Source organism: Niallia laureatilytica (genome assembly GCF_046613985.1).
Taxonomy (GTDB): domain Bacteria; phylum Bacillota; class Bacilli; order Bacillales; family Cytobacillaceae; genus Niallia.
Genome location: NZ_JBKKHP010000010.1, coordinates 124,755 through 140,721, shown reverse-complemented (window position 1 = coordinate 140,721; position 15,967 = coordinate 124,755). Strand labels below are relative to the sequence as shown.

Annotated in this window: 15 protein-coding genes and 1 pseudogene; 14 read left to right on the top strand and 2 right to left on the bottom strand. The window is 39.2% G+C overall.

The annotated features are described in order from the left end of the window. Window positions 1-107 precede the first annotated feature (107 nt). From ACLIJJ_RS20985 to ACLIJJ_RS20960, 6 genes are read left to right on the top strand one after another with little or no spacing between them, the layout of a single operon-like run. Entirely contained in the window at window positions 108-1,610 is a 1,503-nt protein-coding gene (locus ACLIJJ_RS20985; RefSeq protein ID WP_411411555.1) for a BglG family transcription antiterminator, read from the top strand. A 37-nt stretch (window positions 1,611-1,647) separates the two neighbouring features. After that, a complete protein-coding gene (locus tag ACLIJJ_RS20980) occupies window positions 1,648-2,118 on the top strand; it encodes a PTS sugar transporter subunit IIA (protein ID WP_396953783.1) in 471 nt (156 codons plus the stop codon). Between the two features lie 15 nt (window positions 2,119-2,133). Further along, window positions 2,134-2,451, top strand: coding sequence for a PTS fructose transporter subunit IIB (locus ACLIJJ_RS20975; RefSeq protein WP_411411554.1), 318 nt, complete (start codon window positions 2,134-2,136; stop codon window positions 2,449-2,451). Between the two features lie 16 nt (window positions 2,452-2,467). Continuing rightward, a complete protein-coding gene (locus ACLIJJ_RS20970) occupies window positions 2,468-3,550 on the top strand; it encodes a PTS fructose transporter subunit IIC (protein WP_233316138.1) in 1,083 nt (360 codons plus the stop codon). Between the two features lie 18 nt (window positions 3,551-3,568). Further along, a complete protein-coding gene (locus ACLIJJ_RS20965) occupies window positions 3,569-4,423 on the top strand; it encodes a class II fructose-bisphosphate aldolase (protein ID WP_237941986.1) in 855 nt (284 codons plus the stop codon). A gap of 26 nt (window positions 4,424-4,449) precedes the next feature. Next, entirely contained in the window at window positions 4,450-5,349 is a 900-nt protein-coding gene (locus tag ACLIJJ_RS20960) for a ketose-bisphosphate aldolase (protein WP_233315784.1), read from the top strand. Between the two features lie 311 nt (window positions 5,350-5,660). Here ACLIJJ_RS20960 and sinI read toward each other — a convergent pair whose 3' ends face one another. Next, window positions 5,661-5,777, bottom strand: a complete 117-nt coding sequence (gene sinI / locus ACLIJJ_RS20955) for a DNA-binding anti-repressor SinI (RefSeq protein WP_233316137.1) — start codon at window positions 5,775-5,777, stop codon at window positions 5,661-5,663. Window positions 5,778-6,061: 284 nt separating this feature from the next. Between sinI and ACLIJJ_RS20950 the strand changes: the two genes are divergently transcribed. The 6 genes and pseudogenes from ACLIJJ_RS20950 to ACLIJJ_RS20925 all read left to right on the top strand — a co-directional run bounded on the left by ACLIJJ_RS20950 (window position 6,062) and on the right by ACLIJJ_RS20925 (window position 10,289). Continuing rightward, on the top strand, window positions 6,062-6,610 hold the full coding sequence (locus ACLIJJ_RS20950; RefSeq protein ID WP_411411553.1) for a hypothetical protein: 549 nt from the start codon (window positions 6,062-6,064) through the stop codon (window positions 6,608-6,610). 146 nt (window positions 6,611-6,756) lie between these two features. Next, window positions 6,757-7,044: a hypothetical protein gene (locus tag ACLIJJ_RS20945; RefSeq protein WP_233315782.1), complete on the top strand. Its 288-nt coding sequence runs from the start codon at window positions 6,757-6,759 to the stop codon at window positions 7,042-7,044. Window positions 7,045-7,418: 374 nt separating this feature from the next. Then, window positions 7,419-7,559, top strand: a complete 141-nt coding sequence (locus ACLIJJ_RS20940; RefSeq protein WP_233315781.1) for a hypothetical protein — start codon at window positions 7,419-7,421, stop codon at window positions 7,557-7,559. A 368-nt stretch (window positions 7,560-7,927) separates the two neighbouring features. Further along, window positions 7,928-8,200: pseudogene (locus ACLIJJ_RS20935) on the top strand (DUF4304 domain-containing protein); the annotation flags it as partial. 229 nt (window positions 8,201-8,429) lie between these two features. Then, on the top strand, window positions 8,430-9,608 hold the full coding sequence (locus ACLIJJ_RS20930) for a processed acidic surface protein (RefSeq protein ID WP_411411552.1): 1,179 nt from the start codon (window positions 8,430-8,432) through the stop codon (window positions 9,606-9,608). Between the two features lie 3 nt (window positions 9,609-9,611). After that, window positions 9,612-10,289 (top strand): class D sortase, encoded by a 678-nt coding sequence (locus ACLIJJ_RS20925; RefSeq protein WP_233315778.1) that lies wholly within the window; start codon window positions 9,612-9,614, stop codon window positions 10,287-10,289. A 125-nt stretch (window positions 10,290-10,414) separates the two neighbouring features. Here ACLIJJ_RS20925 and ACLIJJ_RS20920 read toward each other — a convergent pair whose 3' ends face one another. After that, window positions 10,415-13,243 (bottom strand): Ig-like domain-containing protein, encoded by a 2,829-nt coding sequence (locus ACLIJJ_RS20920; protein WP_411411551.1) that lies wholly within the window; start codon window positions 13,241-13,243, stop codon window positions 10,415-10,417. Between the two features lie 474 nt (window positions 13,244-13,717). Between ACLIJJ_RS20920 and ACLIJJ_RS20915 the strand changes: the two genes are divergently transcribed. Both ACLIJJ_RS20915 and ACLIJJ_RS20910 read left to right on the top strand, forming a co-directional pair. Further along, window positions 13,718-14,527 carry a zinc ribbon domain-containing protein gene (locus ACLIJJ_RS20915; RefSeq protein ID WP_233315776.1) on the top strand — a complete coding sequence of 270 codons (810 nt, stop codon included), beginning with the start codon at window positions 13,718-13,720 and terminating at the stop codon, window positions 14,525-14,527. 68 nt (window positions 14,528-14,595) lie between these two features. Continuing rightward, the gene (locus ACLIJJ_RS20910; RefSeq protein WP_233315775.1) at window positions 14,596-15,951 is read left to right on the top strand and encodes a zinc ribbon domain-containing protein; all 1,356 of its coding nucleotides are present in this window, start codon (window positions 14,596-14,598) and stop codon (window positions 15,949-15,951) included. Window positions 15,952-15,967 lie beyond the last annotated feature (16 nt).

The window sequence follows — 15,967 nt, the reverse complement described above, 5'->3', positions numbered from 1 at the left end:
CCCAAACATCCCTCCAATAAGGACACAAAATCCACCCCAAAATTGTAATTGTGTATCCGCTTACACGTTGGTAAGATAAGAGCATAGAAACGAGGTGATGAAAGTTCATGAATAAGCGTCAATGTGAAATTATTGAAATTCTGCTGGGAGAGAGGAGGTTTGTGACGGCCTCTGAGTTGGCGGAGCGGCTGGCTGTTTCACGGAAGACGATTTATCGTGATATGCAGGATATTGGGAATCATTGCTCTGCTTATCGGCTCACGAAGAAAGAGAATAATGGTTATTTGCTGGAGATATTGGAAGAAGAGGAGTCAGCACATTCTGATCAGTTCGAGCATCCTAATGAGCGGCGTTTAGATTTGTTGTTATTTCTCCTTTCGATTGCCCCATGCAAGACTTCTATTCAGAAAATCTCGGAGCGTTATTTTGTCAGTCAGAGCTCTATCTTGAATGATTTTAAGCATATTGAGAAGAAGCTTGTGCCATATGGCATCCGCTTATCTCGGACGAATGAGGGAACCTTCATCAGTGGTGATCAATTCTCTTTGTATAGGCTGATGGCTGTTATTATTGAAAGCTATTTAACGCAGATTGGCGATCCGTTCTGTCAGTATGATATTCCTGATTCCATTAAGGACATTCAGGTGAAGAATGGGAGATTAGCAGAAATAAAGCAGATTCTCCATGAGTTTCAGGAGGAACAGGACTTGTTTTTAGATCAGCCCTATTATTTAACTTTGTTTTGCTCCCTTTTATCCATTATTGAAAAGCAAGCGCATCATCTCCAGCTGTTTCCTAATGAGGAAATCATCTATGAACAGATTGACGACAGCTCTGCCATCTATCCAATGGTTCGTTCTTTAGCTGAAAAGCTTGAAAAGCAATTTTCCTTCCAATTAAAGCATTATGAAATGCTGAATCTCTACTATATTTTAAAGGCTTATAAGCTTAACTCCCGATTTCTGCTTAACCAGCAGTCTGAAGTATTGTTGAATAACCAGGTTATTGCTCTCGCAGACCAGCTTATTTCCAGAGTCTCGAGAAACAGCGGCTACCGGTTTACAGAGGACAGAGAGCTGCGGGAAAGATTGACGATGCATCTTCACTCTATGGTTTATCGCCTTAATCATCAGATTTATATTATTAATCCAATCTTGAAATCAATTAAAACGAATTTCTCTAATATTTTTCAGCTTGTTCGATTTTCGGCAAATGAATTAATGGAAGAAGGTATCTATGATAAGCATCTGACAGATGAAGAAATTGGTTATATTACGCTGTATTTTCAAATTTCCTATGATGATCGTTTTGTGAACCAGATTCCGATTTTAATTGAATGTACGAGTGGAGTTGGCACGTCTCATATGCTGAGTGAAAAAATCAGGAAAAACTTTCCGAATATTCACATTAATAAAATCATCGCTCAAGAGCGCATTAAGCAGTCTGATTATGAGGATGTTGAGCTGGTCATTTCCACAGTGAAAACACACAGCATCAGCGACAAGCCGACAATCCTGGTCAGCCCGATATTAAATGAAGATGATAAATACAAGATTGATCAGTTCATTAAAGATTACTACAAAAATCAAGTAATCATCTATAACAGATGATGGCTATAAAAAATTAAATAGGAGGATCAAAATGGATGTGAAAATGGATGACTTAGACTTTACAAAAGTTGTGACAGAGGAGTTAATTAATCTCGATTTACAGGCGACAACTAAGCTTGGTGTTATTGCTGAATTAACCCACCTGTTATTTGTAAACGGTTGCGTAACAGATGAAGAAGCATTTATAGAAGATGTCCTTTTTCGTGAAAATGCCGGGCCGACTGGCTTGGAAAAGGGGATTGCCATTCCTCACGGTAAGTCAGACTTTGTTCAAAAAACATCAATTGCCATCGGCAGGACAAATAAGGAGATAGAGTGGGAGTCGCTGGATGGGGGACCGATTAATATTATTATCTTATTTGCTGTCAAGAATAGCGACAAGACAACAACCCATATTAAGCTCCTGCAGAAGGTTGCTGTCTTGCTTGCTGATGAGGAGAAAATTGAAAAGTTCCAGTCCCTTAAGACAAGAAAAGAATTCATTGAGATCTTTGCTGAAAACAACTGACAGGAGGAATATCTTATGAACATTGTTGGAATCTCTGCTTGTACCTCTGGAATTGCTCATACGTATATTGCGAAGGAAAAGCTGATTAAGGCAGGACAGGAGTTTGGCCATAAAGTCAGGATTGAGACACAAGGAACAATCGGGATTGAGGATGAGCTGACAGCGGATGAAATAAAAGCAGCTGATCTTGTCATCATTGCCGCAGATATAAAGGTGAGCGGAAAGGAGCGATTTAAAGGCAAAAGAATTGTGGAGGTGCCGACACATATTGCTATTAAAGCACCTAAGCAGCTATACAAAAAGATTGAAGCTGAAATAAACAAAAACCAGTGAAGGGGTCTTTTATATGCTGAAAAAACTGCAAATTAAAAAGCATGCGTTAACTGCAATTTCCTATATGCTGCCATTAGTAGTGGCTTCAGGTTTACTAATTGCGATTGGGAATCTGACAGGCGGGACTGTTATTGAAAACTATCAAGAAGCCTTCTCGATTCCATCTGCTCTTGTGTCATTAGGTGTACTAGGAATGGGCCTGCTTGCTCCGGTCATTGCCGGGGCGATTGCCTACTCGATTGCTGATCGTCCAGGTATTGCACCTGGCTTGCTGATGGGGTTGATTGCTAATGCGATTGGTGCTGGCTTCTTAGGAGGCATGCTTGGCGGTTTTATTGTCGGTTACTTTGTACTCTTCTTAAAGAATAACTTGAAGGTGCCAAGATGGGCGGAAGGGCTTATGCCAATGATGATTATTCCTCTCATCTCCAGTCTCGTCGTCGGGCTTCTCATGTTCTTTGTACTTGGGGTGCCGATTGTGTGGGCGACAGATGGCTTAACATCGTTCTTGACGAGCATGCAAGGCTCGATGAGGTTTGTGTTTGGGGCAATCTTAGGCGGCATGGCAGCATTTGATTTCGGCGGTCCTGTTAATAAAGTCGCCTCCCTCTTTGCCGACGGCTTGCTGCTTGAAGGCATATATGAACCAGAAGCCGTTAAAATACTCGCATCTATGGTGCCGCCATTCGGTGTTGCTATCTCATGGGTATTATCAAAAGCATTAAAGAAAAAGAAATATACGAAATCAGAGGAAGATAATATCAAAATCGCTTTTCCAATGGGTGTTTGTATGATCACTGAAGGTGTTATTCCTATTGCTGCTGTTGATATCGTAAGAGTAGTTGTTTCCTGTACACTCGGTGCAGCAGTTGGCGGCGGTTTCTCCATGCTTTGGGGTGTAGGCTCACCTGTCCCATCTGGCGGCATGTTCATCGTACCAGCCATGAATCATCCATTTCTATTCTGTCTGGCATTGCTGATTGGTTCTGTTGTAACAGGCTTGATGCTGTTCTTCTGGAAGAAGGAGCCTGTCGAGAAAGCGGAGGAAACAACAGAGGAAGAAGATATGGACTTATCTGATGTGAAAATCTCATTTTAATCAGGAGGGAAGAGGCTTATGTATGTTTCCATGAAAGGCATGCTCGCACGTGCCAACAAAGGAAAATACGCTGTGATGGCTATCAACTGCTTCAATTTAGAGACAGCAAAGGCCGTCATATTAGCAGCTCAAGAATTAAGAGCGCCTGTTATCATTGATCTTCTGCAAGACCATTTACAAGCACATCTTGGCAGTAAATTGCTGACACAGCCGATTATCGAAATGGCACGCGACGCAAGTGTTGAGGTTGCAATTAATCTCGACCATGGCAAGGATGTAGGCTTTGTGAAAAGATGCTTAAGAGACGGCTTTTCAAGTGTGATGATGGATGCGTCTGCTTATCCGCTTGAACAGAATATTGAGATTACCAAAAAGATGGTTGAATTTGCTCAAACCTATGATGCCAGTGTGGAAGGCGAGATTGGCAATATCGGCTCTGTTTCCCGCAATAATCTCACCAATGATGATATGTACACAGACCCGGATGCAGCTATTGAGTATGCAAGACGAACAGGAATTGATGCTTTAGCGATTTCTTATGGCTCAAGTCATGGCGACTACCCAGACGGCTATGTGCCGCCATTCCGCTTTGATATAGTCGAGAAAATCAAAGCAGAAACAAATATCCCCCTTGTCCTTCATGGCGGCTCAGGCTGCGGAGAAGCAAATATTAAAAAGTCAATTGCTCTTGGCATCAATAAAATCAATGTTGGTTCTGATTTTATGAAGGCTCAAGTCAACAGCATTCAAGAATACTTAAAGGAAAATGAGACTGTCGATTATGTTCGCCTTATCCAAGGTACAGTCGATGCTGGCAAGGAAATGGTTAAATATTATATGGATTTATCTGAGTCAACAGGCAAGTCTTTATAAAAATCTAATCGAAATGGGGAGAGACAATGTTAGTAAACATGAAGCAATTATTAGAAGTGGCACAGGAGCACCAATTTGCGGTAGGAGCCTTTAATGTAGCGGACAGTAATTTCTTAAGAGTGGTTGTCGAAGAGGCAGAGAAAAACAACTCACCAGCTATTATCGCCGTGCACCCGACAGAGCTAGATTTCACAAAGGATGATTTCTTTCACTATGTGCTTGCCCGGATCAAAAACAGTCATGTGCCATTTGTGCTTCATCTTGATCATGGCGATAGTGTGGAAAGTATTATGAGAGCTATCCACGTCGGCTTCAGCTCTGTCATGATTGACGGTTCGCTTCTACCTCTTGAAGAAAATATCAGAGTTACAAAGCAAATCGTTGATATCGCCCATCCTCTTGGCGTGTCAGTAGAAGGAGAGCTAGGAACAATTGGCAATACAGGCACAACAATTGAAGGTGGCGTAACTGAGGTTATTTACACAAGACCAGAAGATGCGAGGGAATTCGTTGAAAGCACTGGTGTTGACACATTAGCAGTCGCAATCGGCACTTGTCACGGTATTTATCCAAAAGACATGAAGCCACAGCTGCGCATGGATATTTTGCGCCAAATCAAAGAAGTTGTTGATATCCCGCTAGTTTTGCATGGCGGCTCTGCCAACCCAGATGAGGAGATTGCCGAGGCAGTCAAAATCGGCATTCAGAAGGTTAATATCTCCTCAGATTATAAATACGCCTTCTACAAAAAGTGTCGTGAAATACTTGCTGAAACAGAGCTGTGGGATCCAAATGCTATTTATCCTGATTGCATTGACGCTGCAAAAGAGGTTGTTCAATATAAAATGAATCTGTTCCAGTCAGTGGATAAAGCAGATGTGTATAGACGGGAGAATGTGCGGGCTTGGAGAACGGCACAGCTGTAAAAAGTTATAGTAAGGCTTGAATAGAGCAATGGATATTTGTGAAAACAATCACATAAAAGATAGCACTAAAAGCAGGAGATAATCTCCTGTTTTTTTTTTCATTAAACACTAAGCGAAACAGCTATTTTTATTAGTTGTAGACACATTGGGGTAGGGAACTTGCAGCAACATCTTATAAAGAATTTATCATGACTGGATGAAATTTTAATCCAGTATTTGAGAAGAGATAGTGGAAAGTAATAAAAAACTCTCCTTTCCTTATGGAAGGGAGAGAAAGTTAATGATGAATGATTATTATGCTAAAAAGAACCTTAAGCAGGTTTAAGTATAGTGAGAATCTTTCTAATTTCCTCTATGGACATACCTATCTCCTTAGCATATGAAATCAATTCTATCCAATCTGTATCTAGCTCTTGATTGTCTATCATAGAATGTAACATATGAACTCCTGTATAGGTATTTTGTCGCATTTTTAATATTACTTTAAATAGTTACTTAGATAAAGAAAAAAAGTTCGACAATTTTCTACAGAAGCATAGTACTATAGTAGCTAGTGTCATCTTTGGTAGCTCAGTTAATAAATATATAATTTATCGAAATCGACTTTAGTTTTTTAATTTAATAGAATTAAATTAAGATAAATATACAAAAATGTTATAATTTGTATTAAAGCAATATTCTTTTCTTAATAATAGGCGTAGGAGGCGGTAAATTGAGAAAAATGAAATCTTATAAAGTATATATAATTATTTTTGCGCTTCTTTTGTTGTGGATATGGCTGCTTTTCTACATGCTTAATGAAATAATTGGAGGAATAACTGGAGTTATAGTGGCTTGTATTGGAACACTATTAACATGCTACATAGTGAAGGAAAGAATAGACCGGCGAAACTTTATGCTTTTTTTAGAAGCGTCTAAAGTAAGATTGGAAGTTCTTGAGGAGCTAATTTATACATGTGAAAATACTTTAGATGAAATTGCTAAGAAATCTCCTGTAAGGAATACTGATATACAACAATCTGTGCAGCATTTTTATCATAAGCTATTAAGATCTGATTTAGAAATTGTATATAAATATATGGAGTATGACTCCATTGTTAAGGTGACAAATAAATTAACATCACTTAAAGAATTAACTGAAAAAAGTTCCTTTAATGAAGTAGACGCAACTGCTGCTGTAGAAGATATTAAAGCAGTCTATCTTATATTAAATACAAATAAAAATAGCGTAGAGGAAATAGTGAAGATAAAAATGAATTAAAAGTTTTATGGTTACTTGCTGCTAATGGTCAATACTTCTTTTCTCGATCCTAATATTTATGTAGCTGACAATATTTAAAGGAACGATGAAAATCTCCCTCACCCCCAACATACAATGAATTAACAATATAATTGAGGTGATGGGGGATGAAGAAACTCAGCCGTCTCGGGGAGCTTTGGTGGCAAGGCATGACGTTAGAACATGTGTCGCATAAAGCAATTGTCAGGCCTTATTTAGCGTTTCTGTTTGTTACGTTAGTGTTTGAACTGTTTTTAGCTGTTCTTCTTATTTTTGCCTGTTTTATCTTCTATACAAACCATTACTGGCCGTCTGCCCCGTTTTATATTGGCGCTGCTGTGCTTGCTTTGCTGATGGGCATCACGATATCCTCCCTATTTGTTATTCTCCAGCGGAAAAAATGGAGAAAACAATAAAAAATCTCACTTCAATATCTTTCTCTTCTTGAAAATATTTAGTATCAAATAGCATATTGATTCATCTAGATGCACGGCAAGTAACCCTCTGCTTCTAATCATATACATGAAAAACTCTCTATCCAGAACATTTAACTAAAAGCAGCTAATAACAAAGCGTTATTAGCTGCTTTATTCATTTATGTAAATTAGTCCAAGCTAACCAGTTTATCAGCCGTTAAAAATGGGAATCAATCAGGGATTGTGCTCTTTCATTTTAGAAAGGGCTTAACACTAAATAACGTTCTTGGAAATCAGGCATATAATATAAAATATTTTCATGTTCATGAACTGATGGTTTGTTGAAATAAAAAAATAAAAAATGGAGCGATAATATGGCTGACAATAAAGAGGACTTCAAGACATTATTGCTGAGTGTGTACAATAAAGGCAATGAGGGTGCTACAGTGAAGGAATTGATGAGCCTGTTAGAGTCTGAATTGGCAAAGCTGAATACCAATGTAGGCCGCCGGTAAGCTTACCTGCTAAAAGGGAGCTCTATGTGTTTTTTTAACGGCATTTGCCTATGCCCAGGATGTATCTTATGTTATTCACGCATATATGGTGAAAGATTTTTGAGGAAAAGTCCTAATTTTATTAGGGCTTTTTATTTTGTTCAAGAGTTAGAGTATGCTTGTTTGCTTGAAATGTTTACAGTGTTAGAAATAAATTGTTTTTTTCAGCGTAGGACAGCTGCTAAGATTGAGGGAAAGCAGTACTGCAATCTAACTTAACTACACGACATGGAGTAATGGAATGCTCTCAAATCAAAGAAAAGAAATGCTCACTGCGTTAAAAGAGGTAGTCATTCCTGTTTTAAGGCGACAAGGCTAAAGGTTCTCTTAACCATTTCAGAAGAAGGAATAAAAACAATATTGATTTAATTACCTTCCAATTCAATAAATGGGGAGGTTCATTTATTGTGGAGTTAGCTGTTTGTCCTAAAGAGGCAACAACCATGATTTGGGGAAAAGAGATTCTGCCTAATAAGGTTACAGCTCATCATATGAATAATCGGTACAGACTGGGAAGTAAATCAATAGATCAAGAGGGCATTTGGTTTGATTATGAAAATGCCGTATCAAAAAGTGGCAGAAAGGATGCTGAAGCTGCTTAACACGGCAGATGTAGATTGAATATCTTCCTTATTTAAGTGATTTTTTTCAAGCTAATCTCCCTTTGTATAATGCATTTATTGTAAAATAGTTACTTTTCTTACTCAGTATGGGTTTCTAGTAAAAAAGCAACAAAAATATTTTATTTTAGAAAAATATTTTTGTTTCTAATCCCTTTTTCTGCAAGTATAATAAATTGAAAACTAAAAATAGAGATAGTAGGGGGAACCAATGAAGCGTTTACTTTGTTTGTTTACAGCTGTTTTACTGGCTTTAAGCCTTCTGCCTGTAACTTCGTTTGCAATGGAATCTAATGATAAGGATTTCGAAGCATTTTTAGAAGAAATCGGCTGGGAAAAGCAGGATTATATCGATTACTTAGAAAGCAAAGATTGGTATTTGGAAGATTTCGAATCTGCTGATGAGCTGGGCACACCATTAACAGAAGAATCTATCGAGCCAATTTTGACAGACTATGATCTAACAAGAGAAGAGTTAAATGAGCTTCTTGCTGATTATGGTGATATTGAAGTGGGACAAGACGTTCTTGATAGCGAATACCTTCTTTTTGCTGAAGAGGTTTATGATTATGTTGGCTACTATTTAGATGATACTTATGGCACACTTATCAATGATGAGAACCTGCAGGAGCTTGTAGAAAGATATGGCTTTGCATCTGCTGATGAATTAGAAGAGTATCTTCAGCAGTTTGATGAGTCTATCGATCACTATGAATTTATCGAAGACCTTGACTCTACTGTAGATTATTACATGAATGGTGGAGCAGATTTAGAAGCAGAGATTGATGAGCTGTTCCTATCCATGGACCTGACAGAAGAAGAAATGGACAGATTGCTTGAGCATTTTATAACAATTTATGAAGAAAACCCTGATTTTGAGGATCAACTATATACATTGAGCGAAAGAATGATGGCATTTGGTGAATTCGATTCTGCAGATGACCTGACAGCAGAGCAAATTGCTGAGCTATTGGATATCTCGAACGACATGCTGGATATTTTGCAGCTTGATGTGAAGTATTATCTTGTTAAAGATGGTGTGAAAAAACCATTATCTGTACAAAGCATGATGACGATGACGTCAACAGACGGTGCAGACTTGCTGATTGAGCTTTACAATAAACAAGGTGATTTCCTTGCAGATATCATTCTGACGAATGAAATGTTCGGTTCTGAAATAATCAAAGAGACTGGTAAAGACCTTCAAGAGGCAGAACAAATCGTAAAAGAAATTCCAGTAAAAACAGCTACTAAAGCGGTTGAAAAGACTGTAAAAGGCGGAAAGCTGCCAAACACTGCTTCTGACTACTTGCAAAATACAATCATTGGACTTGTGATTGTGCTTGCTGGTGTTGTGTTGTTTAGACGTGTTTGGGTGAAAGGACAATAAAAAATGCGGGCAGCCAATAAAAACAGAAGAGGAAATAGCCGTAAGCAATGGATTCTTCTTTCATTGACTGCTGCTGTCATTATAGTTGGAGTCTGGTTTACCAGCTCCAACTTTTATCCTTTTTTAAAGGGCTATTTCCTTTATAAGACAGAGCAAGTGAAAGCAGATGATTTGCCGAAGGAAGAAGAGGAGAAAACGGAAGCTCCTCCGGCAGTGGAGGAAGAGCCGGAAGAGCCAGCAGATGAGACTCCGCTTTATGCAGAAATGCCAACAGTAGGGGACTATATGGGGGATCTGCTTATTCCGAAGCTAGAGGCGACTCTTCCAATCATTCATGGCACAGATGAAGATGAGCTGGAAAAGGGCGTTGGTCATTTTGCAGGCAGTGTTATGCCTGGTGAAGAGGACAATACGGTGCTTTCCGGCCATCGAGATACTGTGTTTAGAAGACTTGGGGAAGTTGGCAAAGGTGATCTTCTAACAGTGAAGACAGCTGCTGGGGAATTTACGTATAAAGTGAAACGGGTCAGAATTGTTGATAAGGATGATAGAACGGTTATCGTTCCAAAACCGAAAGCAACATTAACTGTTACAACCTGCTATCCGTTTAACTATATCGGAGATGCTCCGAAACGGTATATTTTAGTTGCTGATTTAGTAGATAAGCAGCTGAACAGCTGATGAAAAAAAGAAGCTCCAGCCATGGAAGCTTCTTTTTTTCTGCAGTTAGCTTTAATCAAACGTTTGTTTAACTAGCAAAAAACGGCGTCCTGAAGCGGTTTTCACCTTCAGAGACGCCGTTTTTATTATTTTACTTTTATGGTTCGATAAGAACTCTTATTGCCTGCTTTATCTTTCGCATACAGCTTCAAGGAAGTGCCTTTTTTCTGTTTGCGCAATTTTACTTTGTATGTTCCGTTTGAGCTGACAGTCGCTTTTCCTAAATATTTGCTGCCTCTGTACACATAAACGGTAGCTCCCTTTTCTGCACTGCCAGAAATACTTGTTGATTTCGATGTGACCGTTTTAGCACTAGGTGCGCCTGGTGCTGTTTTGTCGGCAACTTTAATAGAAACAGAATTACTCTTATTATGGGCAGCATCCTCAGCATACACCGTTAAATACGTGCCTGCCTTTTGCTTCGCTATTTTGATTTTATAGGCGCCCTTGCTGTCGGCTGTTGCTGTGCCAATTGTTGTGCTGCCTCTTTTTACATACACTTTTGCTTTTGCTTCTGTCTTGCCTGTCACATATGTTGTCGCATCACTGATCGAGCTAACACTTGGCTTTGTTGGTGCTATTTTATCGACAACAGTGACAGATGTGTCACCGCTCTTATTGCCAGCTTTGTCTGTTGCATTCACAACCAGCTTTGTGCCTGCCTTTTGCTTCGTAATTGCTATTTTAAAAGCACCTTTACTGTCAGCTGTTGTTTTTCCAATAGTTGAATAGCCTGATCGAACTTGAACAGTCGAACCTGCTTCAGCAGTTCCAGTGACGTTTGTGGAAGAATCACTGACAGTGTTAACCTTCGGCTTGGATGGTGCTGTTTTATCCTGCACGGTAACAGCTGCCTCTGCACTGCGGCTGCCAGCTGTATCAATTGAATAGACGGCTAGTTTTGTGCCAGCCTTTTGCTTCGGAATTGTGATTTGGAACGTCCCGTTGCTGCTTGCTGCGCCGCTGCCGATTGTTGTTCCATTTGCTGTAATAAAGATGGTTGTGTATGGGTCGGCAATCCCGCTTAAAGCAGTATCACTGTCACCTATTGCATACACAGTCGGCGTTGTCGGCACATCTGTGCCGCTGCTGTTTGTCAGCATGGTATACGTAATATCGGCACCCTTCGTTGATGGTACAGAAAAGTCTTCTGGTGAGCTTAATCCTTTTACAACAGCACCGCCGCCTTTTAAAGACAAAGTTGTTGTCCCGCTGTACAGCTTCTCTTTAAGGGAATCAAAAGCGGAAACGCCTTTAAAGCCATACGGACCAGAATCCTTCTTCAAGACAAGTGCTGCCCGGAAATTCGTCATAAATTGTCCGAATGTTAGTTTAGGATCAATATATTTATGAATGATGTTCTCGACTGCTTTGTAATTGCTGTTTGTGTCTGCGATAATTTCCTTAAAGATGCTGTCCCCTTGGCCAGCCTGGTATTTCAAATATTGCAGGAACAAGTAGGAAAGGGAGTAATTCGCTAACGTGTCCCCGTAATAATCCCAATTCAGTAAGGACTGCCCTGCTGTGATGCTTGTGCTGTAATTATAATAATCAATCCTGCTTTGCAGGATATCCTTTGAATAGATTTGTTCGGCTGCCATCGCCAACCCTTCATCAAGCCATGTGTCCAGCTGTGTAGATCCTTGGATAAACACATTTTGGTTAAAGCTGACCATATGCTGAAATTCATGGGCAAGTGTCATATAAGCCTCAGACACATCGATATCGCCTGCGTCATACATGAGCGGGTACGTATCAATATAGAAAATCTCTGACTTATTTGAGTTTGTATCATTATATAAATCGACAGGCGAGAAATAGCCAGCCACATAGCCGCCGCTACCAGTAAACCCATCCTTAATATCATAGGCAAGGATGTTAACCTTTCCGTCATTATTAACATCTGATTCCTTCCCGAAATTTGTTGCCACAGAAAGGTGAATAGAATCATCGAATTCCTTGCCGAGCTGTGCAGCCGCATCTGCCGTAATTTCATTGTTATTTACCCACACATCTGCGTAGGTGCCACTGTACAGAAGCTTTGCAGTCAGCTGGTAATCTTCATTTGTCTCAATATTTGTTACCCAAAATGCTTTGCTGTCGCCCTCATCATAGGAGGCGATTACAGAATTGGTGCTTTTAGTCGTTACTTTGTCCGCATCTTCTGGCTCGAACGGAACGACATAATCAAGCATATAGGCTTCTTTTTCCATGTTTTTGTTGAACGTATATTCGTCATTGTTAATCTCTAATGACCCAGTATTTTCGCTTTGATAAGCATTGGTAGATTCATTGCTGATTAAGCTGTAATAGCTTGTCCCGCTGCTTATGTTTAAAGCAGTTCCTGTGTAAAATGGGTTTGCTACCTTGAAATAAGTTGTATCAGAATAATATAAATCAGACTGGCTTTTAGAGGTGCCAAGACGCAAGTATATGTAGGCACTGTTTTTATAAAGTGACTTTGGAAGCGTTATTCCAAGCTTCATGTTTCCGAAAGAGGAAGACATATCGTTTGAAATGCCGCCGATATAGTCAAGGGCCCCATTATTGTCTGTGTAAAATTCTATATCCAAAAAAGCATCCTTATTTGTGCTGTCATTTTGAACAGCCAGCAGCAAATTCATCGCTTCATCTGCGGTTTCAGAGGAAGAGGTGCCAATATAGGTAACTGTATTGGTACTGCCGACACTGTCGGTCAAGCTTCCCGCCACAGCACCGTCCCTGATAAGCGGATAATCCTCCACATTGTCAAAGTTAAGATGCTTGCTTATATCAAGCCGAGGTACCAAACTTGTGTTTAAGTTTGTATTAACGTTAGCTGCCTTTAAAGATACATTCTCCTCTTGAGCAAAAGTACTTAAAGGTATAGAAAAGAGTAATAGAAAAGCAGAAAATCCAGAAATTATTTTCCCCACAAGTGTTCATCCTTCCCGAAAAAAGTAGCCCGGCTTATCGGCATAGACCCTTGGCCGATAAGCCGTCAACTGGACATCATGTCCTTATATGAATCTCTTTTTTTAATGATATCGGCTTTATATCGGTAGTGTTTTAGCAGGATGAAATAGTAAATGATTCCATTTGTTACGCTGATACCCTCGAAATTTGTCGAACGAAAGTTCAGAGAAAAATTTACGAGGGTATCCGTATTTTTTTAATTGTTTTAAACCTTGTATTAGCAGGAGGTTAAGGATTGCATTAAAAACTAGAGTGGTATTTTTCAAAAGGGATAATGAGTATAATGGATTATTTATTTACCATATTATTACTGGTGTTAAGTTGATTTACCTATTACAATAAGTGAGGAAATTTAGGGAATTGAATATTTTGTATGAGAATACAGCTTTTTCTTTATTTTCAATATATAGATAGAAAAAAGGGGAGACTTAACAGTGAATTGTGTAAAGTGCGGGCATCCTAATGATAGGGATGCTAGATTCTGTGAATCATGCGGAGCAAATCTGCAGACAGAAACCGGGACACACCCAAATCCAGTATTGTCCAAAGAGGAAGCAGCTGCAGCGGCTTCAACAACTGCTGGACAGACAGGAAGCAGTCAAGCATATATAGAGAAAACGAAGACTGTTTCCAAGCAATACTTTTCATACTTTTTAACAGCATTAAAAAATCCTGTTCAAGCAGCAGCAAATACAGGGAAAGAGAATTTCATCAATGGAATCATTACAATTGTTTTATTTGCTTTGATGATTCCGCTTATGAGTTATTTTGCATTAAAGAGTGCATTTAGCAGCTATAACAGTGGCTGGTTTTCGCCAGATATCAGCTTCGGTGCTGTTGTAATTAAACCATTATTTATTTTATTAATTATACTTGCATTAGTAGTACTAATTATCTTCGGAGCGGTCAAGCTTGGTAAATCTTCTGCCGGCTTTCTTGATGTACTAGCGAGATTTGGTACATTCTTAGTAGTTCCAGCCTCATTTTTTGTGATTGCACTAATTATTTCCTTAATTGGTTCTTATTCTTTTGTATTCTTCCTGTTGTTGGGATTAACGGCATTCTCCTTTGTGATTCCATTGATTATTTACAGCTATAAAAAGCAGAGTAACGGTGGATTGGATGCTTTCTACAGCATTCTTTTATCCTATATTGCGATTGCGATTGTATTTATGATCATTGGTGATGCAGCATTGGAAAACATCGAGGAAATGCTCGATATGATGAATCCATTTGGTTTTTAACATAAAGAGAGAACTTAGGGGGCCTGTCGTATTTCAGGCCTCTTATTAAAATATGGGGGAAGAGAAAAATGAAATTTTGTAAAAATTGCGGTACGGAAAGAAAGGAAGGCCAGAATTTCTGTAATTCATGTGGACAGCCATTTGAAGCTGCACAAACCGGCAAAACGGTCCAAGCTCCTTCCAGCAATGCTAATCATCAAACAGCAGAAGCTAAGAGAGAGCCAATGTCCAAAAAAAATAAAATTATCATCCTTTCAGCTGCGCTGGCTGTGGTAATTCTGTTTGGTGCGCATAAGTTCATTGCTAGTCTATATACACCGGAAAAGACAATAGAAGCATTTGAACAAGCTGTCAAAAGCAAGGATGTAAAAGAGGCGAAGAAGGTTATTTCCTTTGAGCAATTTGATGGTGACTTCAAAGAGAAAGACATTAAAAGCTACTTAGCTTATCTGAAAGACTATCAATCCGAAATATCCAGCTCCTTTTCCTATGAAGGTGTCACAGCCGGGGCGACCGTTACAGATAACAGCAGCAATGAAATTGTGCGTCTTGTAAAGGGAGATAAGAAATTCGGCCTTTACCAGCAATACAAAATCGAGGCAATTCCATTTGAGCTAACTGTCAGTGCCAATTTGGACGGAGCAGAAGTAGAATATAGAGACAGCAAGCAGAAGGTGGACGAAGATCTGACCATAAAGGATGTACTGCCAGGTGACACGGAGCTTGCAGGCAGTTATAAAGGCGACTATGCCTCTTTATCACACACAGAAAAGCTCGACTTTGATGATGCTTATGCTAATGTACTGGATATCTATCTTGATTTTGAAGGGGAATATGTAGATATTTATTCTAATATTGATGACAGTATCCTGTTTGTGAATGGAAAGAGTACTGGCAAAAAGGTTGCAGATGTATATGATTTCGGTCCAATTCCTACAGACGGTTCTATCAGTCTTCATGCAGAGTATGAAACAAAGGACGGCGTAATGAAAACTGCTGCTCAAAAAGTTATTAACACGAACTATATTGATTTAGAATTTACGGAGGATACACCAGAAGAAACAGAAGAGGCTTTGAACTCATTCATGGAAGATTATTACTATGCTAGTGTTTCTGCTATGAATGCAGGGGAATTCTCCTTTGTGAGTCCGTATTTAGATCCGAATGGCAAAGCGTACACAGAGTCGAAAGATTATGTAAAGTATATTTACGAAAAGGGCATTACAGAAGAAGTTGTCTCTGTCGAGGTGACAGATTATGAAAAAACAGACGAAGGCTATGTTGTTGATACAGAAGATGTGTATGACATTACTTATGAAGATGGAACAACAAAAAGGCAGGAGTACAAATCCTCCTATAAAGTGAATAAGCTTGAAGATGGTGCGTTGGAAATAAATGAGCTTATCAGCACAGAAGACAAATAAATAGAAAAAGGAAGAA

Excerpts from the sequence above, each read along its gene's own strand:
- ACLIJJ_RS20940 (WP_233315781.1), top strand. The coding sequence starts at position 7,419 with ATGGCTGACAATAAAGAGGACTTCAAGACATTATTGCTGAGTGTGTAC.
- ACLIJJ_RS20910 (WP_233315775.1), top strand. The coding sequence starts at position 14,596 with ATGAAATTTTGTAAAAATTGCGGTACGGAAAGAAAGGAAGGCCAGAAT.
- ACLIJJ_RS20960 (WP_233315784.1), top strand. The coding sequence starts at position 4,450 with ATGTTAGTAAACATGAAGCAATTATTAGAAGTGGCACAGGAGCACCAA.
- ACLIJJ_RS20945 (WP_233315782.1), top strand. The coding sequence starts at position 6,757 with ATGAAGAAACTCAGCCGTCTCGGGGAGCTTTGGTGGCAAGGCATGACG.
- sinI (WP_233316137.1), bottom strand. The coding sequence starts at position 5,777 with ATGATAGACAATCAAGAGCTAGATACAGATTGGATAGAATTGATTTCA.
- ACLIJJ_RS20925 (WP_233315778.1), top strand. The coding sequence starts at position 9,612 with ATGCGGGCAGCCAATAAAAACAGAAGAGGAAATAGCCGTAAGCAATGG.
- ACLIJJ_RS20985 (WP_411411555.1), top strand. The coding sequence starts at position 108 with ATGAATAAGCGTCAATGTGAAATTATTGAAATTCTGCTGGGAGAGAGG.
- ACLIJJ_RS20930 (WP_411411552.1), top strand. The coding sequence starts at position 8,430 with ATGAAGCGTTTACTTTGTTTGTTTACAGCTGTTTTACTGGCTTTAAGC.
- ACLIJJ_RS20975 (WP_411411554.1), top strand. The coding sequence starts at position 2,134 with ATGAACATTGTTGGAATCTCTGCTTGTACCTCTGGAATTGCTCATACG.
- ACLIJJ_RS20965 (WP_237941986.1), top strand. The coding sequence starts at position 3,569 with ATGTATGTTTCCATGAAAGGCATGCTCGCACGTGCCAACAAAGGAAAA.